The 23,171-nt window shown below is 65.5% G+C and carries 19 protein-coding genes; 9 read left to right on the top strand and 10 right to left on the bottom strand.

Translation table 11 applies throughout. The annotated features are described in order from the left end of the window. Positions 1-60: 60 nt before the first annotated feature. From wzy to ITJ43_RS04795, 9 genes are all read right to left on the bottom strand, one after another. Positions 61-1,500 (bottom strand): O-antigen polysaccharide polymerase Wzy, encoded by a 1,440-nt coding sequence (wzy, locus tag ITJ43_RS04835; RefSeq protein ID WP_194582701.1) that lies wholly within the window; start codon positions 1,498-1,500, stop codon positions 61-63. Further along, positions 1,501-3,006 (bottom strand): lipopolysaccharide biosynthesis protein, encoded by a 1,506-nt coding sequence (locus ITJ43_RS04830; protein WP_194582700.1) that lies wholly within the window; start codon positions 3,004-3,006, stop codon positions 1,501-1,503. A 31-nt stretch (positions 3,007-3,037) separates the two neighbouring features. Beyond that, positions 3,038-3,916 carry a glycosyltransferase gene (locus tag ITJ43_RS04825; protein ID WP_194582699.1) on the bottom strand — a complete coding sequence of 293 codons (879 nt, stop codon included), beginning with the start codon at positions 3,914-3,916 and terminating at the stop codon, positions 3,038-3,040. A 203-nt stretch (positions 3,917-4,119) separates the two neighbouring features. Further along, positions 4,120-4,956 carry a glycosyltransferase gene (locus ITJ43_RS04820; RefSeq protein WP_194582698.1) on the bottom strand — a complete coding sequence of 279 codons (837 nt, stop codon included), beginning with the start codon at positions 4,954-4,956 and terminating at the stop codon, positions 4,120-4,122. Further along, positions 4,953-5,912 carry an NAD-dependent epimerase/dehydratase family protein gene (locus ITJ43_RS04815; RefSeq protein WP_194582697.1) on the bottom strand — a complete coding sequence of 320 codons (960 nt, stop codon included), beginning with the start codon at positions 5,910-5,912 and terminating at the stop codon, positions 4,953-4,955. Before ITJ43_RS04815 ends, ITJ43_RS04820 begins: the two co-directional genes overlap by 4 nt. A gap of 667 nt (positions 5,913-6,579) precedes the next feature. Further along, positions 6,580-8,052 carry a sugar transferase gene (locus ITJ43_RS04810; protein WP_194583171.1) on the bottom strand — a complete coding sequence of 491 codons (1,473 nt, stop codon included), beginning with the start codon at positions 8,050-8,052 and terminating at the stop codon, positions 6,580-6,582. Between the two features lie 286 nt (positions 8,053-8,338). Next, entirely contained in the window at positions 8,339-9,592 is a 1,254-nt protein-coding gene (locus tag ITJ43_RS04805; RefSeq protein WP_194582696.1) for a type II toxin-antitoxin system HipA family toxin, read from the bottom strand. Beyond that, positions 9,589-9,831, bottom strand: coding sequence for a helix-turn-helix domain-containing protein (locus ITJ43_RS04800; protein WP_147424857.1), 243 nt, complete (start codon positions 9,829-9,831; stop codon positions 9,589-9,591). Before ITJ43_RS04800 ends, ITJ43_RS04805 begins: the two co-directional genes overlap by 4 nt. 115 nt (positions 9,832-9,946) lie before the next feature. Further along, positions 9,947-10,804 carry a CPBP family intramembrane glutamic endopeptidase gene (locus tag ITJ43_RS04795; protein ID WP_323741126.1) on the bottom strand — a complete coding sequence of 286 codons (858 nt, stop codon included), beginning with the start codon at positions 10,802-10,804 and terminating at the stop codon, positions 9,947-9,949. 70 nt (positions 10,805-10,874) lie between these two features. On the opposite strand from ITJ43_RS04795, the gene ITJ43_RS04790 reads away from it, so the two are divergent. The 4 genes from ITJ43_RS04790 to ITJ43_RS04775 all read left to right on the top strand — a co-directional run bounded on the left by ITJ43_RS04790 (position 10,875) and on the right by ITJ43_RS04775 (position 15,726). Further along, a complete protein-coding gene (locus ITJ43_RS04790; protein ID WP_194582695.1) occupies positions 10,875-11,474 on the top strand; it encodes a low molecular weight phosphatase family protein in 600 nt (199 codons plus the stop codon). 234 nt (positions 11,475-11,708) lie between these two features. Then, positions 11,709-13,148: an HNH endonuclease gene (locus ITJ43_RS04785; protein WP_194582694.1), complete on the top strand. Its 1,440-nt coding sequence runs from the start codon at positions 11,709-11,711 to the stop codon at positions 13,146-13,148. A gap of 142 nt (positions 13,149-13,290) precedes the next feature. After that, positions 13,291-14,808, top strand: coding sequence for a polysaccharide biosynthesis tyrosine autokinase (locus ITJ43_RS04780; RefSeq protein ID WP_194582693.1), 1,518 nt, complete (start codon positions 13,291-13,293; stop codon positions 14,806-14,808). 3 nt (positions 14,809-14,811) lie between these two features. Continuing rightward, a complete protein-coding gene (locus ITJ43_RS04775; RefSeq protein ID WP_194582692.1) occupies positions 14,812-15,726 on the top strand; it encodes a hypothetical protein in 915 nt (304 codons plus the stop codon). 26 nt (positions 15,727-15,752) lie between these two features. Here the strand turns inward: ITJ43_RS04775 and ITJ43_RS04770 are convergent, their stop codons facing one another. After that, positions 15,753-16,118 (bottom strand): response regulator transcription factor, encoded by a 366-nt coding sequence (locus ITJ43_RS04770; RefSeq protein ID WP_194582691.1) that lies wholly within the window; start codon positions 16,116-16,118, stop codon positions 15,753-15,755. Between the two features lie 78 nt (positions 16,119-16,196). Here ITJ43_RS04770 and ITJ43_RS04765 point away from each other — a divergent pair, with 78 nt between their 5' ends. The 5 genes from ITJ43_RS04765 (at position 16,197) to ITJ43_RS04745 (ending at position 23,145) form a co-directional block, all read left to right on the top strand. After that, positions 16,197-17,912: a sensor histidine kinase gene (locus ITJ43_RS04765; RefSeq protein WP_194582690.1), complete on the top strand. Its 1,716-nt coding sequence runs from the start codon at positions 16,197-16,199 to the stop codon at positions 17,910-17,912. 18 nt (positions 17,913-17,930) lie between these two features. After that, positions 17,931-19,586: a sensor histidine kinase gene (locus ITJ43_RS04760; RefSeq protein ID WP_194582689.1), complete on the top strand. Its 1,656-nt coding sequence runs from the start codon at positions 17,931-17,933 to the stop codon at positions 19,584-19,586. Beyond that, positions 19,583-20,704, top strand: a complete 1,122-nt coding sequence (locus tag ITJ43_RS04755; RefSeq protein ID WP_194582688.1) for a hypothetical protein — start codon at positions 19,583-19,585, stop codon at positions 20,702-20,704. The genes ITJ43_RS04760 and ITJ43_RS04755 overlap by 4 nt, the downstream gene beginning before the upstream one ends. A 16-nt stretch (positions 20,705-20,720) precedes the next feature. Next, positions 20,721-22,511 carry a DUF4012 domain-containing protein gene (locus tag ITJ43_RS04750; protein ID WP_194582687.1) on the top strand — a complete coding sequence of 597 codons (1,791 nt, stop codon included), beginning with the start codon at positions 20,721-20,723 and terminating at the stop codon, positions 22,509-22,511. 70 nt (positions 22,512-22,581) lie between these two features. Further along, positions 22,582-23,145 (top strand): cell wall protein, encoded by a 564-nt coding sequence (locus tag ITJ43_RS04745; RefSeq protein ID WP_194582686.1) that lies wholly within the window; start codon positions 22,582-22,584, stop codon positions 23,143-23,145. The last annotated feature ends 26 nt before the right edge of the window (positions 23,146-23,171 follow it).

The following is a 23,171-nucleotide window of genomic DNA, read 5'->3' as shown; positions in this document are numbered from 1 at the left end:
TCCAATGCTCCCACGCTAGGGAGCGGTGATTACCCGCGGCAGAGATCGAGACAAAGTGAATCACCCGCGTACCCGAGTTTCAACCGTGACACCCTTCCGCCGCAAAGCGGCACGGGACCATATAGACCAAACCACGAGGAGCGTGCCTGACCAAACCAGAATCCGAATAGGAAAGTCGAGAGCGTAGCGAGGAAGCTGCGCATAACACGATACAACTAGAACGTAGATCACTTGACGTGGCAAGTCAGTGGGGGCACGCGAGAACCACCGTGAGATCGCAGCACCGAATATGCCCACCGCGCACATTCCAATCGCCACTCCAACCACACCAAAATCAATGTAGATATCGCTTACGACATTGGTGCCAACTGACCAACCAGCAGTCGGCCCGATCATCCAGTATGTGAGAATATCGCCTGTGGTTGAGAACGCAGAGCTTGGTGAAAACAATGCGCCTCGGACGAGCGGAACAATTCCAGCGATACCAAGAAGCTTGTATGCACCTAAACCGAAGTCGATATGGTTCGGCACAGCATCAATACCCGCACGAACGCTGATAGTTGTGATGTTGAAGCTGCTGTCAACTGCGCCAGACGCCCCCCCCGGATTCCATACCGCTCCGAGTAGCTCAGCAAAGTCCGCGCCTTCATGCATCCTGAGGTACTCGATCGCGTTGTATAGCATGAAGGCCGCTAGTGCGCCGACGACAAGAGCTACCCGGCCAACTCGCAGGTGATAGATGGCAAGGGAGGCCGCAATCGTGATCGCCCAGAGGAGGAAGGTATTGCGATCTCCAAGCACAAGAGTACGAAGCGCCCACCATCCCCCGAGCCCGATGGATGCCATGCCCAGAGCATTGAGCCGACGGAATCTGCCCGGCGGTGGGGGCGCGAGAGCTATCACTGCGCCGATCATGCTGAACATTGTGATTAGCAGGGACGTCCCGTCGGCAGCCGCACCACCCGATTCACTCCCGGTGTATCGCCCTTCTCCTGCTCCACGCCATCCCGACCCGATGTAGAGAACCGTCAGGCCCGCTTGCGCCAGCAACACGATCAGCTGGAGACCTTGCGTGTTCCAGTTTGTTGCCGAGATGGATGGATCCTCTTGACTCGGTACATGTCGTACCAGACCGAACCCGAGGTTGAATGCAACAATTCCCACTGCGGCGAGAATCACCGCACGGTTCGACTCGTCTGCAAACGTATTCAGCACAAACGAACTAACTCTGAGGTCTTGTAAACCGAGCAGCGCCAGCTGGTAGGGCATGAAGAAGATCACGAAGTAGAATAGCTGAAACAGCAGTTCAACTGTGAACAAACTCGGATGGAAACCTCGAACGCGCATAGGTCGAAGAAACGAAAGAACGAGATAGATGTAAGCGATAAGCAGACAGATGATCCCAGGGAGGACCGAGAACCCCACTGGCGCCGACGCGAACCATAAGGTTAGGGCGACCAGCAGCAGCAGTTCGACGCTGATGCGGACAGGGCGCGACATTTACATACCTCCTCGATGCCCGCGCGTCAGCGCGCGGCGAACGCGCGACACCAGTGCGCGCTGCAAGTCGTTCGGGAGCGCAATCAGAACTGCAGCCCCGCCGACGACGCATGCTGCGAGCGCACCGAATAGGAAGAGCGTCAGCCATGAGCCCAGGTGGACCCGGGACCCAACCTCGTAGCAAACAAGTAGAAACACAGCTGACGTCAAACATCGCACGACGGGATACCTTGCTCCGCGTACAAGACGGTTCACTTGGTGCGGCAAGATGACGTTAGCAAAGATGCGAATCGCTATCATCACGCACAATGAGGTCTCAACGGATTCCCAAAGACTGTAGGCAAACACAGCGCCGACCAATGCCGCAACTGTTGCGGTTCCTGCGACTGCGAGCTTGCGCCACACGCGCAATCCAGCGTCTTGCATCTGGGACTCATTCCTGATTAACGCCACCTGGATAGCCGAAAGCACGAGAAGAGCGTTAACGCCGTTTCCCAGATACATTTCTCGACCCGCCCAAAGAGCAATGAAAGAGGAGTTGAGCAATAGAGTCATCCCGCCGAAGAAAACCGCGAGCGTCAGGGATAGGCTCCGCGCAATGCGAGCGATCCCCGCCGCGCTTCCGATATCGCCGGCGCCGATATGCGCTCCGAGTTGAGGGGCGACCGCTGAGGTAGTTACGAGGGATAGCACCAAGTAAAACTGGACCACGTAGGACGTGAAAGTGTACTGAGCCACCGCAAACGAACCGATCGCAACGGAAAGAAGAATCATTTCCGAGGAAACCAGGAGCTTCTGAGCGAGCTCCCAGAGTAGGATGCCGCCAGAGAACTTTCCCATACTCCGCACTTCGGTTCGCCGAGGACGCTCGACTCCTAACCAAGGTATATCCCTGCGGGCCACGACGAATGTCACTGCGCCATTGAGGACGCCGGACACGACCACCACGACAGCTAGCCATTGTACGGGCGCACCGGACCAGGCGACCGAAATCATCGCTACATTGGAGAGCACCAAAAACAGGGTCGTCACGTTCATAGATCGGTAACCAACATTGGAACCAACAAGAACCGCATCGGGAATGCTCAGTAGTCCCATCAGGACGATGTTGGCGGCTAGGATCGCGCCGATAGTGCGCGCGACCTCTATGTCTTCCGGCGGAAGATCCGCGATAAGTGATGGAAGTAAGAGAACCACCGCAATTGAAGCAGCCACAATGACAGGCAGCACCAGTAGCCACACGAGAATTGCCGCCCCCACGTCGCGCCGCTTCCCGGTTTCGTCGTCAGAATCAGCCTTGAATGCGATGGTCCACTTCAGAGCCTGCGTTGCGCGCCCATCGGCGACGCTCGCGAAATCCAGAAAGCGAGATGTTGCCTTCCACACTCCGAAGTTCGTTGCTCCAAGCCCGTTTAGAAGAATCGGATTGACGATGATGCCTAGCAGGGCCGTCAAGATCGTGTTGAGGTAGTAGGAGAGCGCATTTCTCGTCGCGTTCGCCTTCATCAGACCGGAACCTCACTGCCCTCGGCGCGAGTCATAGCACGCTCCTGTAGCCGTCGAGCAACTCTTCGCCGACTTGATCCCATGTACGCTCAGGCGGAGGCTCCACGACTCTCGCTGATTCGATGCAACTCGCTAGATATGATCCGTCGGCATCCATTGATACCCGTACTGGGTCGATTCTCGAAACGTTCGGCAGCAGATCATCGATGTAGCTGTGCACGCTAGTGACAACTGGCACACCCATCGCCGCGGCTTCGCAGTCAGCTAATGACACGACCTCAAACCACGAGGGGTTGACGTATGCACGTGCCCGCTCAAGGTGGGAGCGAAGCTCCTCCCTGCCAACATGACCGAGGTAGCTGCAGTGATCCGAGGATGCGATCAATTTAAGGAATGCACGCGAGTATGAACGATGATTCTCATTGATAGCGCCGGCGAATATCACTCGTAGGCCGGCGCGTTCGCAAGCTCGAGCCATCTCGAGCGTATTCTTCCTCGGTTCCACTCTTCCGACAACGAGAATATCTCCGTTGCTCGTGGATTCTTCCGAAGGTGGTCTCCCGCCACCGAAGCCGAGAGCATTCGGGAGCACGACTGGCCTGTGGGGAAGCGTGAAACGAGAACTCAGGGCCCGCGCCTCGCCGGAGGCGATTGCCAGCACGAGGTCAGTCATGTCCAGCACCGCCTGCTGCATCCGATCGAGGGATCGGATCCGAAGCAGCCGGCTAATGTGCCCACCTGCCGCGCTTTTGGCCCCCTCGCGCACGGCGAGCCCCGCCGATTCCGGAACCCCCAGCTTGCGAAGCTTTGCATAAAAGCTGTCGTTCCCATATCGGTACATTGCGCGTATTCCATCGATGGGATGGCTGATAGTAGAAAGGACGAACTTGGACCCAATCGCCTTTGCCACTCGCGCACTTTCAGCAACTTCTAGCGGTAAGTCCAAATTTGCAGCGTGGACTACATCGCACTTGATGTCTTGGAGTGCTTTAGCCCCGCGTACTACTTGGACCTCGACCCCGAGTCGAGTCAACGATGCAGCGTAGCTTTGAAGCTGCGCTACATCGCCTCCATTCTTAGTTTCGGAGTCCTCCCGCAGAACAATAGCGACCTTCATTCGCTATCGCTTCGGTCGACCATTGAAGGGGGCGCAGCATCAAGTGCCAATGAACCCGAAAGCCTCGATTGAGGAGAGTAGCGTATCGACCCCTGCGCGACTAGAAGCAAAGGTTCCCGTGAGTAGAACTTGATCGCGGATGACAATTCACGCAAGATGGGGCGGACCCGAAATCCCTTGGACTCCCGCGCCCAGGTGTGAATCCAGCGGTAGTCGCCATCGACGCGGACTGATCCACCCGCTCGCCAGGCTCGCATCGACAGGTCGGCATCCTCGTGGTACAAAAAGAAGCGCTCGTTCCACCCGCCTAGCTTGCGAAGAAAGGCTGCGGATCCGAGCACTACAGCTCCTGTGATCCACCAGGCATATCGAACTTCGCCTTCGTCTGTGTATATCAGGTAGTTGCTGGCCATTTTTCGCGAGAACCCGGTACGGTTGGCGATTTTCCGTAAAAGGATCGGTGCACCCCTGCCGTTTGGTTGCAACGAACCATCAGCGTTAGTTAACTGTGGTGCAATCAGAGTCTCCGACGAGAGGACAGCACTCTCGAGTGCAAATAGCGACGCGAAGTCGACAACGACATCGGGATTTACAAATGCAATGCATTCGCCCTTCGCCGCCCTCAGTCCGACGTTATTCGCTGCAGCGAATCCTCTGTTCGTATCCAATCGGATTACGTCCGCGCCAAGTGAGCGAGCGACGTCGGCCGACTGGTCAGCCGAACTATTGTCTACTACGATCCACTCGACGCCGGCGGGAAGTGGCGACTGCCAGTGTTTGCGGAGTGTGTCAGCGCTATTGTAGGTGACCGAGACTACCGTCCAGCGGATCATGCCTTTCCCTCACTGAAGGACTGTTGCGCCCAAGCGAACTGAGCTTTTAGTCCATCTTCTAGTGAGACCTTGGGGTACCATCCGAGCATCGCACGTATCCGCGACGTATCGCCGCCCGTGCGGTAGACGTCGCCAGACACCGTTGGATGGAACCGAACCGTGAACCCACGCGACGACCAGGGCCGCAAGAGTTCCAGGGCATCCCGAATTGTGGTACTTGACCCACCCGCGACATTCAGAACCGTCCCCGGGTGAATATCTGGCGCCAACGCAGCTGCGATATTCGCCTCCACAATATCGTCAATATACGTGAAATCCCTAACCTGGTTCCCGTCCCCATATACATCAATCTCCCCACCCGTGACGGCCGCTCTGGTAAAGCGCGTGAATGCCATATCTGGACGTTGACCGGGGCCGTAGACGGTGAAGTATCGGAGTGAGATCGTTGGCACGCCAAAGTTGCGCGCGTACAGGGAGCACAGGTGCTCAGCCGCGAGCTTCGACACTCCGTAGGGAGAAACAGGGCGCGTCAATGAATCTTCGGAAGTAGGGAAGGACTCGGCATCCCCATAGACAGATGAGGAGGACGCATACACGAACCTCGAGAGCGTGTCGCTCGACTTGACCGCTTCGAGAATTTTCTGCGTAAGTGAGATGTTCGCGTCGAGGTAGTGGGCGAACTCTCGACCCCAGGAGCTCCGAACGCCTGGTTGGCCCGCCTGGTGAAAAATGAGACTCGCGTCAGCCAGAAGCGATTGCAGGTCGGCTTTGAGAAGATCGGCATCCAGAAATTTCGCGCCAACCGATGTCAGACGATCAACATTTCGCTCTTTGATTGAGCGATCATAATAGTCTGTAAAGCAGTCGACAGCAAGCACGTCGTGTCCGCGTTCCGCCAGAACCGCCGCAAGCCTGGAGCCTACAAACCCTGCACCACCGGTGACAATAGCCTTCATAGGGTGTCCTCTTCTCTGTGTGAGCCATCAACGCCCATCATGTGCTGTATCCACGGAGGCATGGGAGTTCGTCGAGGGTCCGCGGGATAGCTCTTCGCTGGCGCACCCACCGCCATGTGGCCGGCGGGGACATCCTTATCCACCACCGCATTAGCGCCGATTACGGCCGCGGTTCCGACATGAATGTCTCCGAAAAGTGCGGCCCCTGGTCCCACGTAGACGAAATGGCCCAGTTGTGGCGCACTACCCCTCAACGAGCCAATGTTCGTTGCCGAGTGCAAACGGCAGAATGCTCCGAGGCGGGCCTCCGCATTAACCACGACGCTCCCGTAGTGAGCGATGGAGAGGCCAGGTCCACACGACCCCGGCGGCACAGATATTCCTGTGCGCACCGATTGCTGTAACAGTCGCGCCCTCTGGAACGCGTAGACAAGCCGAGCGGCACGCCCTGCCTTCGTTCGCCAGTATTCAGCCTTGCGCAGTCTTCTCTGGTAATAGAGCTCGGGCTTTGTAAACCGATGGTGGGCTCTCCATACCGACTGGCCGTGAGCGAGTAGATCCATTTCGAGGAAGATCTTCAGGTCTGATCTAGATCGGATTTCGGCAGGCAAGCCGTCGACATCTACATTCAAGGTGATCTCCTCAGGGGGTGGCAAAGTGGCATCTACTAATGCGCTGATTCACCGGGCGCAACAGCGGCCCTCGCGGTCTTCGCGAGGATCGCGACATCACCGAGGAGAGACCAGTTCTCGACGTACGACAGGTCAAGTCGCACGGTGTCCTCCCACGACAAGGTAGAGCGACCGCTCACCTGCCAGAGTCCGGTGATGCCGGGTTTGACCAGGAAGCGGCGGTGCACGTGCGTCGCGTACTGCTCGACCTCGCTGGGCAGCGGCGGACGGGGGCCGACGAGCGACATCGATCCGCCGAGCACATTGAACAGCTGCGGCAGCTCGTCGAGGCTGTACTTGCGCATGATGCGGCCAATCGGGGTCACGCGGGGGTCGTTCTTCATCTTGAACATGACCTCGTTGCCCGAGTCGCTGCCCTGCTCAGCGCGCTCGCGCTGCAGGTTCCCGAGCAGCTCCTCGGCGTTCGTCACCATCGAGCGGAACTTCAGCATCGTGAACTCACGACCGCTGCGCCCGATGCGCACCTGACGGAACAGCACCGGCCCCTGCGACGACAGGCGGATGCTCATCGCGAGGAACGCGAAGACGGGGCTCAGCAGGACCACACCGATCGCGGTCGCCGTCACATCGACCGAGCGCTTGAGGAAGAGCTGTCCCTTACTGAAGCGCGGCGTCTCCACGTGAATAAGGGGCAGCCCCGCGACCGGGCGGGTGTGCAGGCGCGGGCCGGCGATGTCGACCATGCTGGGCGCGAGCACGAGGTGCTGCCGGCCGGCCTGCAGGTTCCACGAGATCTGCTTCACCTTGTCGGGCGGCAGCTCATCGGTGCTCGTGACCGCGACGGTGTCGGCGCCCGTCAGCTCCATCGCGCGCTCGACGGCGTTGACGCTCCCCATCACGGGGATGTCCGTGCCGGCGACGACATCGGCCACCTTGCCGCTGGGCACGCACGCACCGACGACGTGATAGCCGGCACTCGGCATCCGCACGAGCTCACGAGCGATCTGCGCGACCGAAGCCTCCGAACCCACGAGCAGCACGCGCGCCGAGAACGTGCCCGACTTGCGCTTCATGACGAGCCACTGCCGCCAGAGCCAGCGCGTCCAGAGGAGCACGAAAACACCGACCGGAAGGCTGATGAGGAGGAAGCCGCGAGCGACGTCGGTCTTCGTGAGGAACGCGACGATCGCTATCGCGCCGAAGAGCCGCAGGCTCGCGTCGACGACGCGGAGGTACTCCGTCGACCCTGCGCCGAGCACTCGCGCGCTGCGCGAATCGCTCCACGACAGGGCACCGAGCCACAGCAGCACGAGGACGAACGAGAAGAACCAGTACGACACGTCGCTGATGCGCGAGTCGTCACGAATCGCCAGTTGGGCGTTACCGAAGCCGAACCACGCGATCTGCGTACCAAAGACGACCCACACGAGCACGAGGAAGTCGCTGACGATGAGCCGGCGCTGAAAGCGGCGACGCCAATCGTTGAAGGGTGGGGCAGCGGGACGCATGGTGCTGGTGGCCTGAGTCGACGCACCGGCCGGAGCAGTGATGGAGCCGCTGTCCGCGCGGGATGCTGTCGAGTCTTGAGGCGACTCCGTCGTCGCATCGACCTGAATATCGGTCGACACTTCGGCTTCCTCCTATATCTCGGTTTCGGCCCCCCGGCTGTCGGGAGATTATCAGCTGAATGTGTCAGGTGTGTGACGCGTGACGGTCTGATGACTCCCGGTGACACCCGAGCCTATGAGCACGATGAGAGGGCTCTCATCATCCTTTTGGTGAAAACTTGGTGTCTCAGGCGTACTGGCCGATGGTCTTGCCGGCGCGGAGCCGTTCAAGAGTGCGGCGGAGAGCAGCGACGACATCGGGGGAACCTTGATGGGGAAACGGCACCGCCTCAAGCGCCGCCTCAAATCGGCCGAAGACGTCGTCCACCGTCGCCGAGATCGCTCGAGGGTTGAGCCCTCCCCATGCTGCGGCCTCGCGCTCCAGGTGATCCTTGGTGAGGTTGCGATGATCGAACACCCTGTTTACCGAGAGCGCGAGTGTGAAGTCGACGCGCCCCGACTGAAAGAGATTGGGCACCGCATCGTACAGATCGGCGAGCCTGTCTTCACCGGGTAGGTGCATGATCGATACGTTCTTCGCATGTCCGTCGTTGTCGCCGATCAATAAGCGAAAAGTCAGCTGACGCAGCCAGCCCTGCAGAGGGTCGCCGTCTAGGGCGACGAGTGCCTCAGCGATAGCGCCGGCCGAGGCGTGCGAACGGTCGTTCGGTCGATCCTGGTTCTGGAACTTCACGGCATCCGACGTCCAGTCCAACCCGAGCGCCTGCGCGGCGTCCTCTTGGTGGATCACCTCAACCACGCCGCCGCGCTGACGCCGGTCGTATCGTTCGATCGCAAGGTAGGACTCGCCCGCGACCTTGCGGATCTCGCTGTGGAACGACGCCAACCCCATGTGACGGGCCAGCTCGTGAGCGTAGAACTCGTCATAGAGGCGAGCCACCGCGTCTTTTCGGGGCGGCTTGAGGATGTGCGTAGAGTGCGCGCCTCCATGGGGTTGGTACCACCGGCCGTCATCCAGCTTGGTGACCAGCACCTTCGGTTGGAAGCCGGGAATCATCGAGCGACTGTCGTCACGCAGGCCCTGGTTCCATCGGGCAGAGGCCTCACGGAAGGCACGTGCAAGCTTCTTCGGCGTCAGCAACTCGTAATGTGGGTGGTCGTCAGCCTTGCGAAAGGCGAGCGCCCCCGCAAGTGATCCCCCGTACTCGCGCAAGAAGCCAAAGAGATCATCCGTAGCGATGCCGCGATACTTCGCCATGGCGGCGCGCTGCTGCCCTTCGGGCAGGTAACCGCCGAGAAATCGCGAGAGCCGCTGCCTGTCGGGGCTCAGCCCCACGATCTGCGCGAAGCTCTCCGACAACCTCATGTCGCCGACATCCGCTTCTTCCGACCACGCGAGCTCGACGACCCGTCGGTTCGACGTCGACGTCAGGGTGGCAATGTGGCGGCCGGCGAGGTAGACGTCCAGTTCATCACTCACGTGCCCGTCCGCTCGAAGGAGACCGTCAGGCGGATACCCAGCCTTCTCATCACCTGAAAGAGGCGTCGCAACTGAATGACCGGAGTCCCCGTTTCCAAGGCTGCGAGGTACGAGCGGGCGAAGCCGAGCTCGTCGGCGAGGTCTTCTTGACGGATGCCGCGCTCCTCTCGCACACGCGCAAGCACAGGTCCGAGGTCGTTCGCCCTGCGCACCTCGACGTCGATTCGCCTCCCGGCCATGAGCACCCCCCTGGATGTCTGAATATTCCGACAATCTACCATGTCTGGATATTCAGACCCGAGAAGATGTCCGGATATCCCGACACGAAGCGATGTCCGAATATTCAGACATGCCTCAGCCGAGCGACGGCGCCGTCGGCGCGACGGCACCCCACGTTCCGACCACGACGAGCACCAGATACGTCACGTTGTAGACGACGTGCGTCAACACCGCACCCCAGATGCGGCCCGTGAGCAGCACCACCAGCGCGCATGTGCCCCCCACCGCGAAGAGTTGGATGCCGTCGACCAGCGTCAACGCCCCGGCCGTCGCGTGCAGCAGTACGAACCCGCCCGCCGACACCAGCGCCGCCGTCACCCCGGCCGCCACCCCACCCACGCTCCGCCGCAGCAACTGATACACCGCGATGAGAACGACCGTGCGGAAGAAGAACTCCTCGACGAGCGGCGCGACCAGCCCCGCAGGAATCGCCTCCGTCAGCCACCACCCCGAGGGCAGGCCGCCGTCGAGCGCCATCGCGGAGGGGAAGGCCGCGGCATCCGCACCGCTCACCCAGCCCTGCAGCAGACGCAGGCCGAGCCCCAGCCCGACGCCCCACAGCACATCGATCGACCGAAACCTCAGCAGACCGGCCGGCCGTGACCGCGCGAACGCGAATGCGACGGCGGCACCGAGCCCGAGCCACAGCACCACGGTCGAGGCGGTGGCGGCCCACGGCGCCGCGATGCGGCTCACCGCGCCGCCGCCGACCACGCCGAGACCCACCCCGATGAGCGCAGCCGACAGCACGGAGAGGTCCCACCGGCGCACCGCCGTGCCGCCCAGACGCCAGTCGGCGCGCTTGCGACGACGGCGTCCGGGCGCGGCGGTGTCGCCAGACCCCTCCGACGCGCCGCGCTCGCTCGGCGACCGGCGTGCAGGCCTCGACGCCTCGAGGGCGGACGAACCGGGGTCGCTAAGCTGATCGGGCACGTGGCCAAACTACCGGTCACGCGGCGAGCCACACACTCCCTCCCCCGCTCTATCGACACCGGAAGTCAGCGTGCTCGAGATCCTCACCGTGTGCACCGGCAACATCTGCCGCTCCCCCCTGGCCGCGCAGCTGCTGGCCACCCGCCTCGCCGATCTTCCGGTGCGCGTCTCCAGCGCCGGCGCTCGCGCGCGCGACGGGATGCCGATGACTCCCGAAGCCGCAGACCTCGCCGTCGCCCGCGGCGTCGACCCGGCGCTCGTGACGGCCCACGGCGCCCGCTACCTCACCCCGGTGCACGTGCGCACCGCCGATCTCGTGCTCGCCATGGCCCGCGACCACCGCCGCGAAGTCGTCGAGCTCGACCCCACGCGTATGCGACAGGCCTTCACCGCACGCGAGTTCGCCCGCCTCGCCGCCGACCTGAGCGACGACGACCTGCGGACGGCCGCCACGAGCGCCGGGGAGGGCGCGCCTCCGCGCGAGCGCTTCGCCGCCGCGCTGGGCGCGATCGCCGGGCGGCGCGGGATCACACTGCCCCCGGCATCGCCCGAGGACGACGACGTCATCGACCCCTACGGTCGCTCCGCGGCGACGTACGAACGCTCCGCCGCCGAGCTCGAGCCGGGGCTGGTCGCCGTCGAGCGCGTCGTGCGGATCGCCTTCGGCTGACCCCGCGGGGCGGCGCGTTTCGACTCGCGCTCCGCGCTCGGCATCGGTCGTTGAGCGAGCGGAACCGGTCGTTGGGCGAACGGAACCGGTCGTTGAGCGAGCGCAGCGAGTCGAAACGCCCCCGCCCGCCGTCACCCACCCGGTCGTTGAGCGAGCGCTGCGAGTCGAAACGTCCCCACCCACACCTGTGGACAACTCTGACCAATGTCGTAGGTATGTTCTAATCTCGAAGGCATGGAGAACAGGCTCGATGGCATCGCTGCAGCGCTCGACGCGCTCGCGGCGGCGGGCGGCGCGCAGGCGCCGGCCGCGCTGTCGCCGAGCGCACTCGTCGAGGTGAACCGCGCCTTCGGAGTGCTCATGCGCCAGGTCGACGCCGCTTTCGCTCCCGTCGCAGCAGAGATCTCCCGCCAGTCGCGGCCACAGCTGGGCGGCGACTCCCTCGCCAAGAAGCAGGGGTTCCGCTCCCCCGTCGCCCTGATCCAGGCCACCACCGGAGCGAGCGTGGGCGAAGCGATCAAACTCGTGCAGGTGGGCGAGAGCACCGCGCCGCGCACCACCCTCGACGGCGAGCCCCGCCCCGCTGCCCATCCGCACGTCGCGACGGCCGTATCGGCGGGTGCCCTCTCGGTGACGGCGGCGTCGGCGATCATCACCCTGCTCGACCGACTCTCGCTGCGTGTCGATTCCGACCGCCGGGATGCCGCGGAGCGCGACCTCTGCCAGCGGGCGCCTGGACTCCGCGCCGACGACCTGACCCGGCTCCTGGCGCGCGCGGAGGCCGCGCTCGACCCCGACGGGCTTGCCGCCGGGCACGAGAAGCATCGGTCGGCCCGGGCGCTGCGTATGCAGGAACGTGACGGCATGCTCCACCTCACCGGGGTGTTCGACCTCGCCACCGCCGCGCCGATCAAGACGGCGCTCGACGCGATGGTCACCCGCGTGCTGCAGAACAACGAGCACGCTCCGCGGCACGGGCACGGGCACGGGCTCGGCGGCGATAGTCAGGGCCACGGTGGTGGCGATGGGCACGGGCGGGGTGGCGACGGCGACAGTGCCGTGTGCGGCGAGGTCCGCGACGAGGTCCGCGACGAGCGCACGGTGCCGCAGATGCGGGCCGATGCGCTGCACGAGCTGTGCTCGCACGCCCTCGGGTGCGAGCGGGTCCCTACCGCCGCGACGACCAGTGTGGTCGTGCGAATGACGCTCGACCAGCTCGAGTCCGGCTGCGGCGTCGCGAGCATCGACGGATTCGACGGATCGCTGCCCGCCGCTGAGGTGCGTCGACTCGCCGCCGATCTGCAGGTCGTTCCGTGCGTTCTCGGCGGCGACAGCGAGATTCTCGACTGGGGCCGCGCTCGCCGCCTGTTCTCGCCCGCACAGAAGCTCGCCCTCGCCGAACGCGACGGAGGCTGCGCGTTCTGCGGGGCACCACCGGCGTGGACTCACGGGCACCACATCGCCTGGTGGAACCGGGATGCCGGACCCACCGACCTCGACAACGGCGTGCTGCTGTGCACCGGCTGCCACCATCGCGTCCACAGTGACGGGTGGGAGATCCGCGTCGACGGCACCGGCGTAGCCGCGCGGGTGTGGTTCATCCCGCCACCCTGGATCGATGCCGACCGCACGCCCCGCATCGGCGGGAGCGCCCGCACAGCGCTGCGGTGCTGAGCGCGAGAACACGCGGTGCGGCTGCACACGCACGTGTTGCCGCCCGGACACCGGCCCGAAACATCCGCTATGGCAGACTGAGTCCGATCGTCCCGGCCTTGCAACCCCCCTCCTGGCTGGCAGCGCGTCTTCGAGAGGCACCATGGAGCTCAGCGACTACATCCGCATCCTCCGCAAGAACTGGCTCGTGATCGTCGTGCTGACCCTGCTGGGACTCGGCGCGGCGGCGGGGTACTCCCTCACGAGGACCCCGATCTACGAGTCCGCGAGCACGGTTTTCGTCTCCACGCAGTCGGGCAATACGGCCCAGGAACTGCAGCAGGGATCGTCGTTCGCACAGGCGCGCATCAACACCTACGTGGGACTCACCACGACGCCCGTCGTGCTGAACCCGGTGATCGCCGACCTCGGTCTCGCCCGCACCGCCGAAGACCTCGCGAAGGACGTCAAGGCGTCGGCCGCTCTCAACTCCACGCTCATCACCATCACGGTCTCCGACCCCGACGCCGTGCAGGCGGCCAAGATCGCCAACGCGATCGCGGCGAGCCTCGCCTCCGCCGTGCCGCAGCTCGAGCCCGAGAGCAACAGCGGGGCCAGCGCCATCCGCCTCAGCCGCGTCAGCGACGCGCAGCCCGCGCTGAAGCCGTCGAGCCCCAACGTGCCGCTGAACCTCGCCCTCGGCGTGCTCGTCGGCCTCGCCCTCGGCATCGGCGTGGCGGTTCTGCGCACCACTCTCGACAACCGGGTGCGCACGCCCCGCGAGGCCGAGCAGATCACCGGCTCTCCCGGCATCGGCGCGATCGCCTACGACACGAAGGCCAAAGAGCGTCCGCTCATCGTGCACGCCGATCCGCTGAGCCCTCGGGCCGAGTCGTTCCGGGCCCTGCGCACCAACCTGCAGTTCCTCGACATGGGCGGCCGGTCCAGCTTCGTCATCACCAGCTCGATCCCCAGCGAGGGCAAGTCGACAACGACGATCAACCTCGCCATCGCCCTCGCCGACGCCGGCAAGCGCGTCGCCCTGCTCGATACCGACCTTCGCAAGCCCAAGGTCGCCGAATACCTCGGCATGGAAGGCGGCGCCGGTCTCACCGACGTGCTCATCGGCCGGGCGAAGGTCGGCGAGGTCATGCTCCCCTGGGGCGGGCGCAGCCTCTACGTGCTGCCCGCCGGCAAGATCCCGCCGAACCCCAGCGAGTTGCTCGGCTCGCGCCAGATGAACACCCTGCTCGAGATGCTCGAGAAGGACTTCGACGTCGTGCTCTGCGACGCACCGCCGCTGCTGCCCGTCACCGACGCCGCCATCCTCGCGCGCGTCACCAGCGGCGCGCTGCTGATCATCTCGGCCGGCCGCACCAGCAAGCACCAGCTGACCGGCGCAACCGAGGCGCTCAACACCGTCGGCGCCAAACTCGCCGGATTCGTCATGTCGATGGTGCCGACCCGCGGCCCCGACTCCTATTACTCTGCCTACGGATACGGGTACGGCTACGGCTACGGATACCGCGAGGCGGCCACCACGAAGACGAAGGCGAGCCGCAGCGACAAGAAGCGTCGCGGCCGCACCACTCCGATCGCGACCGTGCCCCACGCCCCCACGCTCGACGAGCTGGGATTCGACTCCCGACGCGACGTGCGCGGGGGCGACAAGGAGAGCTGAGCCGTGCCCCGTCAACGCAGCTTTGCCGCGTCACGGGGCGGCGTGACCCTCATTGCGATCGGACTCATCGTTCTCGTGGTGGCGGTGGCGGCGCTGAGCATAGAGGCCCTCCGGCAGGGACGCGGGTCCAGCGATCCCGACGCGACGGTCGGCCCCGCGCCCACCTTCAGCTACGCGCCGCGCAGCCCCGCACCTCCTTCTTCCCCCACCTCCACTCCCTCCGCCGCTCCGGCCCCCGGCGCGTCAGAGCGCTTTCTGTCGGTCGGGTCCGAGGCCACCTGGCGCGGCACCGCCGGCGTCTGCGGCGGCATCGCGCCCCTCATCGAGCGATCGAGCGACGGTGGCAGCACCTGGCAGAGCGTCACCCCGACCTCCAAAGGCATCGCCCAGCTGCAGAGCCTCACCTCTTTCGGCGGACGCAATGCCACCGCCGTCGCCGACATGGGCTCCGACTGCGCCCGGACCACGCTGCGCACCTACACCGACGGACAGTTCTGGGAGCCATACCCCGACATCTTCGCCGTCGACACGTACACCCTCCCCGGCGAGCGCGCCGTGGTCGTCGACGGCAAGAAGATCGCCGCGCCCTGCGCTACGCCCTGGGGGCTGCGCTCCGGCTCGGGCGTGACCGCGGTGATCTGCGACGGCACCGCGTACCGTCTCGACGGTCAGAACTGGACGACGCTGACGCCCGACGCGCGCGCGGTCGCCGTCGCGTCGGGTCATGTCTACGTCGCCCGCGCGGATGCGGCGTGCACCGGCATCCGCATCTCCGACTACGCGACCGCCGCCACCGACATCGACTGCATCACGACGGCTGATACGGCCGGCCCGCTCGCACTGGATGCCACCTCCGCGCAGTCCGGAACGAGCCTCACCCTCTGGGCGGGCTCAAAGCTCATCGACATCCCCGGCTGAGCCCGCGCGCGGGCCGCGCGTGGGCGTCAGGAAGCCAGCAGCTCGGCGACGCGGCGGCGTAGCTCACGCGGCGCGAACGGCTTCAGCACGTAGTCATCCGCCCCGGCCCCGCGGGCGGCGTCGATGTCGCTCTGCGTCGACTTCGCGGTCAGCATGATGATGCGGGTGTCGTCGAAACTCGGGTTTTGACGGAGCGCACGGCAGACGTCGATTCCGGTCATGCCAGGCATCATCCAGTCGAGCACGATCAGGTCGGGGTGCAGCGCAGATGCCGCAGCGATGCCGCGTTGTCCGTCGCCCTCGACCTGCACCGAGTGACCCGCGATCGAGAGCACCGTACGAACGAGCTCAGCGACGTCCGGGTCGTCGTCGACCACGAGCACATGCGCCATGGGTGCGGCCTCCACAGACTCAACCCCTCGAATAACTAGCCTATCTAGATTCCCCTCGATTGCCATTAGCGTACTCGTATGAGAGAGCCCGGGGTGGAAAACTCCGCCTACGAACGAGGGGACGAACTCCCCGCGCGCCCTCCCCGCGACCGCCTCTGGCGCGCGATCGCCTTCTGGGGCGGCGCGACGACACTGATCTTCGTACTGTCCATCGTCTCGATCGCCTACGTGATGCCGACACTGCCCGTGGCCCTCTGGTGGCCAGCGGCCGGAGTCTCCGCCGCATTCGTGCTGCGAGCACGCGAGCGACAGCGCCCTCTCGCGATCGCCCTGGTGCTGGTGATCACCGCCCTGGGAAACCTCGTCGCGGGACGCCCGATCGACATCAGTGGCCTGTACGGCGCGGCGAATGCGATGGAGGTCACGCTGCTGTCGTGGTTGCTGATGCGCGGGCACGACGCGCGCCTGCGCACGACCAACGACGCGGTGCGATTCGTGATGTGGACCGCGGTGTCCAGCGTCATCTTCGCGCTGACCGTCGCACTCATCAATGTCGTGCTCGCCAACGGCGAACCCGTCTCGTCGGCGCTGATCACCGGCGCCTCGCACTTCTCCGCGGTGCTGCTGATCGTGCCGCTGATGCTCTTCGACGCGCAACCGCAACCCCGGCCCGCCGCCAGCGAGATCGTCGCGCAACTCATCGCGATGACCGTCGCCCTCGCGGCCGGTCTCGGCCCACTCACCGAGTTGCCGCTCGCGTTCCTGGTGTTCGTGCCGCTGGCATGGGTGACCCTCCGCTTTCCGCCGCGGTATGCGCACGTACAAGCACTGACCGTTGCTGTCCTGACGGTTCTGCTCACCCGCCTGAGCGTGCGTATCTTCACGCCGACGCGCATCAGCGTGATCGAGCTCGCGGTGACGGTCGCGGTCTTCCTTGCGGCGGTCGGCATCTTCACGGTGATATCGACCACCGAGCGCAACGAGTCGCTCGCCAACGCGCGCACCGCGCTCGACTCAGCCGAAGCCGGCGCGGAAGCCGCGCGTGCGACGACGGCGACCCTGCAGGTGCGCTACGACCTCGAACGCCAACGGCAGGATTTCCTCTCCACCACGAGCCATGAACTGCGCACGCCCGTCACGATCATCGCCGGCTACAGCGAACTGCTGTCCGACAGCGGCGGCCTTTCGGCTGAGGGCGCAGCATGGGTCGACGCCATCCACCGCAACACCAGCCGTCTCGCCGGCATGCTCGACGACCTGCTCGCCTTCAGTCGCACCGAAGCCGAACAGCCGCGGCCCGTCGAGGTCGCGGCATCCGAACTTGTCGCCACCGCCGTCAGCCGTCACATCGAGGCGGCCACCGCCCGTGCGCTCACTCTCACTATCGCCCCGATCGGCGAACTGATCGTGATCGCAGACCGCGACGACGCCGCGCGCGCCCTCGGCAACCTCATCTCCAACGCGGTCAAGTTCACTCCCGACGGCGGCAGCATCCACATCGAAACGACCGATGTCGCGGACGACGTGATGATCACGGTCAGCGACACCGGGCCGGGAATCGGCTCAGACGGTCTGCTGCAGGCCTTCGACCTCTTCTACCGCGGCGCCCAATCGGAGGTACGTGCGATGGCCGGCACCGGGCTCGGCCTGCCCATCGCCCGCATGCTCGCGCGCCGCAACGATGGCGAGGTCATGCTCGTATCGCTCCCCGGCCTCGGTACCAAAGCGACGCTGCTGCTCCCCCGCGCGGACGCGTCGAGCGAGGGGGGCGAAAGCGCGGAGGGCGGTCAATAGACTGCCGATAGAGGAACCATGACCACCCCCCGCGCCGAAAGCCGATGGGCCGACAGCCAACTGATCGGCACCGTCGTCAGGTCCGTCTGGCAGTGGCAACTCGTCGTCGGGTTCAGCACAGTGGCGGTCGCCCTCGGCGTCGCACTCCTCGATCCGCAGCTGTTCGACCGCTTGCCCCTCCTCGGCGGTCTGGCGCTGATCTGCCTGACGACGACCTTCGCCATAGTCATGCCGTGGGCACGCCACCGTGACCTCGTGGTCGTCCTTCCTTTCGTCGACACCGTCGCGATCGGTGTGCTGTCTCTGGCGGATCAGACGCTCGGCTATCTGTGGGTCATCCCGGTGGCATGGCTGGCGACCTACTACTCCATGGCAGCCGTGGTGTCTGCGCTCGCGCTCGTCTTCGCTCTTCAGCTGTCTCGCTGGTGGGTGCCCGGCGCTCCCCTGACCTCTCCGCTGGAAACGATGATCGTCCTCCTCGGTCTCGGATTCCTCGGCATCGCGATGAACCAGGGCGCTCGTCGCACGCGCGCCTTTCGGCTGCTCATTCAACGCCAGTCCCGCCAGCTGGACCGCGCCGTCTCGCGCATGAGCGCCCACGAAGACCGGGCCAACGGGCTGTTCGACACCATCAGCACCGCTCTGGCCCGCGTGGACGACCGCGGCGAGATCGACCTGGCCAATGCTGCGTACCGCCGGTTGTACGCCTACGACAACGACGACTACCGGCATCCGCCTCGTGCCGTCGAATACGACGGATACCGCGGGCGCGCCCTCCCCCGCGACATGACCTCCACCGCGCGGGCCGCGCGGGGCGAGCGGGTCGACCGCGAGCTGATCTGGATCTACGACGCGGGCGGCGACTGGCGTGCGCTGTCGATGTCGATCCGTGGCCGCTCGGTGCGCACAGAGACGGGCGACGACGCCACCGTGGCGATCATTCAACTCGACGACGTAACCGACACCGAGCTCGAACGTCGGGAGCAACGGGCCACGACCAGTGCGGTGTCGCACGAACTGCGAAACCCGCTCACGGTCATCGTCGGACACACAGATCTGCTGCTCGACAGACCCGATCTGACACCTGGACAGCGCGAACACGCGGCGGTGATCGAAGGCGCGGCGCAACGGATGCTCGCCCTCACCAGGTCCCTCCTCGACTCGCACCGAACCATCGAGGCGGCCGACGAGTTCGATCTGTCGGCAGTTGCCGGAGCCACCACCGACGCGTTCGCCCCGGCGGCCGCCGCATCCGACATCACCCTGCGCGTACACATCAGCGACGAGTTGCCCGTCAGCGGTGACGGGTTCGGTATGCGCCAGGTCGTCGACAACCTCATCAGCAACGCGATCAAGTACACCCCGCGCGGCGGCTTCGTCGACGTGGATGCCGCACGCGACGGCGATCGGGCCGTCCTCCGCGTCACCGACTCCGGCATCGGGATCGCACCGGGCGACGTGGACAAAGTGTTCGTTCCCTACTTCCGTGCTCGCAGCGCTACTGCCAGCGGCATCGCCGGCACGGGCCTGGGCATGTCGATCGCGCGCAAGATCGTCGAAGCCAACAACGGCACCATCGCGCTGGAAAGCGAACTCGGCACCGGGACGACGGTGACCCTGCGCCTACCGCTGACGCGGGCCCACCGCGAACACCTCGGAGGAGGAGACACATGACCGGCATCCCCACGATCATGATCGCCCTGACCACGATGTGCACCGCCATCTTCATCGGGCTCGGTTTTCTGCAGCGACCCTCACGCGAGACGGCGATATGGTCGGCCGCATTCATCGCGGCGATGGCGTCAACCTATGTCCAAGCCGGCACCGGGCCGGGAGACGCTCCTTGGCTGGACGCGATCGGCGACGGCCTGATGTTCCTGGCCCTCGGGATGGTCTGGGTGGGAATCGGGGTGCGCAGGGGCCGCCGACAGGTGCTCCTGGTGCCGACGATCGCGCTGTCGGCGCTGCTCATCATCACGCTCGCCCTCACCGACGGGACCTCCGTGGACGATGCCGTGAGCACCGGCGAGCTGGTGCTGTTCGCCGCGATCTCCGCGGTGACGGCGTTCGAACTCGTCGGCATGCGTCATGCCCCGCGTGCCGCGATCGTCCCCCTGGCCTTGTCGTCCGGGCTGGTCAGCGTGTTCGCCCTCGTCTGGTTGAGCACGGATTTCGTCGACGACCGGATGCGTCTGCTGGGCAACATCCCGGCGGCCCAGGACTACACCCCCGTGGTGGTGGCCATCACCTTGATGAGTGCCTTGACGACGCTGTTGCTGCTCGCCCGTGCCGAGATTCCCGCCGCGACGCGCGCGTCGGTCGCCGGGTTTCGCACCATCGCGCGCGACCGCTTGGAGCGGGCCGAACGCTTCGACGATGCCTGGTGGTCGCTGCTCGACGTGCGGCTCGACGACCCCGGCGCACTGCGCGAGGCATCGAGCACCCTGGCCTTCAGCCACGTACTCGACCGTTTCGCCTCTGATGTCTCAGCGGTCTTTCCTGCCGAAGCCGACCTCGACCGTGTCGAGCCCGCACGCATGCTCGTGTTGCTCCCGCGCCATGAAGCGGCCGTCCGCCCTCTGCTGCGCACGTTGCTCGAACGCGTCGCCACCGTCTCGAGCGACCAGTCGATCGCCGTGCGGCTGTCGGCAAGCATCGGATGGGCGAGTGTCTCGCGCATCGGCTACGACCTCGACGATCTGATCGCGGCCGCGGCGAGCGCCGCAGAGGAGGCACAGCTCTCGGGCGGCGACCGCTGGGAGCGCGCACGCGTCAGCATGCCGTCGGTCTGACCGTAGGATCGGTGGCGTGAGCACCCTCCCTCGCCCGGCGCTGACCGCAGGACGCATCGTCGCCTGGGTGTTGGCGAGCGTGCTCCTACTCGGCGTCATCGCCACGATCTGGATCGGCGCCCGCGGAGCCATGGCGTACCAACACCTGCAGCGCATCCAGACCGATGCGGCGGCGAGTACCGCCGCGCTCGCCGCCGATCCGTCGTCGGCCGCGCCCACGCTCGCGCGCCTGGCTGCAGAAGCCGCCGATGCCCACGACCTCACGTCCGACCCGATCTGGGCACTCGCCGAACACGCCCCCTGGATCGGCCCGCAGCTCGCAGCATTCGCCACCGTCGCTGCGTCATCCGACGAACTGCTGCGCGAGAGTCTTCTCCCCCTCGCCACCGCCGCCCAGGGCGTCTCGATCGACAGCCTGCGCCCGGTGGGCGGGCGCATCGACACGACCGCTCTCGCGGGCTTGGCAGCGCCGGCGCAGAAGGCCGCGCCCCTTTCGGCGCACGCGGCCAACGCCGTGCACGACATCGATCGTGCGCCGCTGATCGGCGCCGTGGGCGCCGCCGTCGGCCGCGCGGATGACCTGTTCACGCAGGTCTCCACCGCCGTCGACACCCTGTCGCGCACGTCGCAGCTGCTGCCCGACGTGCTCGGCCAGAACGGTCCGCGAACCTACATCGTCCTCGTGCAGAACAACGCGGAGTGGCGATCGCTCGGCGGCATCGCGGGCGCCGCCGTGGTCGTACGCACCGACAGTGGACGCCTCTCGCTCGTCGGTGCTCTCTCCTCCGGAGAGCTTCCCCGCGGTTTCGAGACCCCCGTGGTGGCTCTTCCCGATGACGTCACGAAGATCTACGACACCAAGCCCGCCCGGTACTTCCAGAACCTGACGCAGATCCCCGATTTCTCCGTGGACGGACCCATCGCGCGCGAGATGTACCGCCTGAAGACGGGGACGGACGTCGACGGGGTACTCGCTCTCGACCCCGTGGTGCTGTCGTACCTGCTGAAGACGACCGGACCTGTCGCACTGCCTACCGGCGACACGCTCACCGCCGATAACGCGGTGCCGCTCCTGCTGAACGAGGTGTACCTGCGCTACGCGAAGCCCACCGACCAGGACGCGTTCTTCGCCGGCGCCGCCGGCGCGGTCTTCCAGGCTCTCGCAGACGGACGCGGCTCGGCATCCGGACTCATCGATGCGCTCACCCGGGCGGGCGAAGAACATCGACTGCTCGCGTGGAGCGCCGACCCCAGGGAACAGAAGCTCATCGACGGCAGCGTCATCGCGGGGCAACTGCCGGTGACCGATGCGCACACGGCGCGATTCGGGGTTTTCCTCAACGATGGAACCGGCTCGAAGATGAGCTACTACATGAAGCCCGACGTCTCGCTCGGCTGGGGGTCGTGCCAGCCGGCCGGCCAGGTTGCATCCCGCCAGCTCACGCTGCAGCTCACCCTCACCAGCACGGCGCCGGCGGACGCCGGCACGGCACTGCCCGAGTACATCACCGGCGGCGGCATCTACGGCTCGGCGCCCGGCTCCGCCGAGATCGTCGGCAACATCTACCTGCCGGAGGGGTTCGAGCTCGTCTCGGCCCAGGCGACGAACGGCGCCGGGTTTGCCGGAGGCATGTACGAGGGCAGACGCGTGCTCACATTCGGCATCGACCTCACCCCCGGCGCATCGACCGGGATCACCGTCGTCGTCCACGCCACGACGACCGCCGCCGACGCGCAGGCCTACGTGACTCCCACGGCGGATGCCGCGCGCAGCCCCGTCGTCGGTGCTACCTGCGGAGTCGGTTAGACTCCCAGCTACGCGGCCCCGCACTGTACGAGTTCGGCGGGCGGTTCCGCTGACTGCTGGGAGAAGCTCCATGACCCGCGCGCGCCGCATCCGTACCGCGACGAAAGTCGCGGCAGCGAGCCTGTGCGCCGCCGCTCTCGCCCTGTCGCCCGTGGCCGCCAATGCCTCGACGATCTATCCGCCGGTCGGCTCCTGCTCGACCTCCGCCGCGGCGGTCAGCGGAGGCGGCACCCTCGACTTCTCCTGCCAGCAGCGCACCTTCGGTGCCGACGAAGCGGTGACGATCACCGTCACCGGCGAGAACGGACGCGGCGTCGCCTTCGGCATCGCACGCTTCGCGATCAGCACCGGCAGTGTCACGCGCACGTCCGACGCGAGCGGTGCCCTCGATACGGTGCGGATCACCCTGCCCTCCAACGCCAGCGGCGTCTACAACATCGCCGCGATCTCACGCAGCTCGGCGGGCGGCACCGCGAGCGCCTCGATCACCGGGGCCGACGGCTTGCCCACCACCGGCGGCGACAGCGGCCAGCTGCTCGGCGTGTGGGTGGGTGGCGGCGCGCTCGTGCTCGCCGGAGCCACGGTGCTCATCGCGCTCGCCGTGCGACGTCGCCGCGAACGCGACGATCGCTGACGCCCAGGCACCCGGTACAGTTCAGA

Source organism: Microbacterium sp. VKM Ac-2870, assembly GCF_015350795.1.
Classification (GTDB): Bacteria; Actinomycetota; Actinomycetes; order Actinomycetales; family Microbacteriaceae; genus Microbacterium.
Note: the sequence above shows the minus strand (reverse complement) of the source record. Positions and strands in the feature narration are given on the sequence as shown.

Bases quoted from the DNA above. Each gene is read 5' to 3' on its own strand.
- ITJ43_RS04815 (WP_194582697.1), bottom strand. From the start codon at position 5,912: ATGAAGGCTATTGTCACCGGTGGTGCAGGGTTTGTAGGCTCCAGGCTT.
- ITJ43_RS04810 (WP_194583171.1), bottom strand. From the start codon at position 8,052: ATGCGTCCCGCTGCCCCACCCTTCAACGATTGGCGTCGCCGCTTTCAG.
- ITJ43_RS04770 (WP_194582691.1), bottom strand. From the start codon at position 16,118: ATGGCGCATGTGCTCGTGGTCGACGACGACCCGGACGTCGCTGAGCTC.
- ITJ43_RS04820 (WP_194582698.1), bottom strand. From the start codon at position 4,956: ATGATCCGCTGGACGGTAGTCTCGGTCACCTACAATAGCGCTGACACA.
- ITJ43_RS04780 (WP_194582693.1), top strand. From the start codon at position 13,291: ATGGAGCTCAGCGACTACATCCGCATCCTCCGCAAGAACTGGCTCGTG.
- ITJ43_RS04800 (WP_147424857.1), bottom strand. From the start codon at position 9,831: ATGGCCGGGAGGCGAATCGACGTCGAGGTGCGCAGGGCGAACGACCTC.
- ITJ43_RS04745 (WP_194582686.1), top strand. From the start codon at position 22,582: ATGACCCGCGCGCGCCGCATCCGTACCGCGACGAAAGTCGCGGCAGCG.
- ITJ43_RS04765 (WP_194582690.1), top strand. From the start codon at position 16,197: ATGAGAGAGCCCGGGGTGGAAAACTCCGCCTACGAACGAGGGGACGAA.
- ITJ43_RS04760 (WP_194582689.1), top strand. From the start codon at position 17,931: ATGACCACCCCCCGCGCCGAAAGCCGATGGGCCGACAGCCAACTGATC.
- ITJ43_RS04785 (WP_194582694.1), top strand. From the start codon at position 11,709: ATGGAGAACAGGCTCGATGGCATCGCTGCAGCGCTCGACGCGCTCGCG.
- wzy (WP_194582701.1), bottom strand. From the start codon at position 1,500: ATGTCGCGCCCTGTCCGCATCAGCGTCGAACTGCTGCTGCTGGTCGCC.
- ITJ43_RS04755 (WP_194582688.1), top strand. From the start codon at position 19,583: ATGACCGGCATCCCCACGATCATGATCGCCCTGACCACGATGTGCACC.
- ITJ43_RS04830 (WP_194582700.1), bottom strand. From the start codon at position 3,006: ATGAAGGCGAACGCGACGAGAAATGCGCTCTCCTACTACCTCAACACG.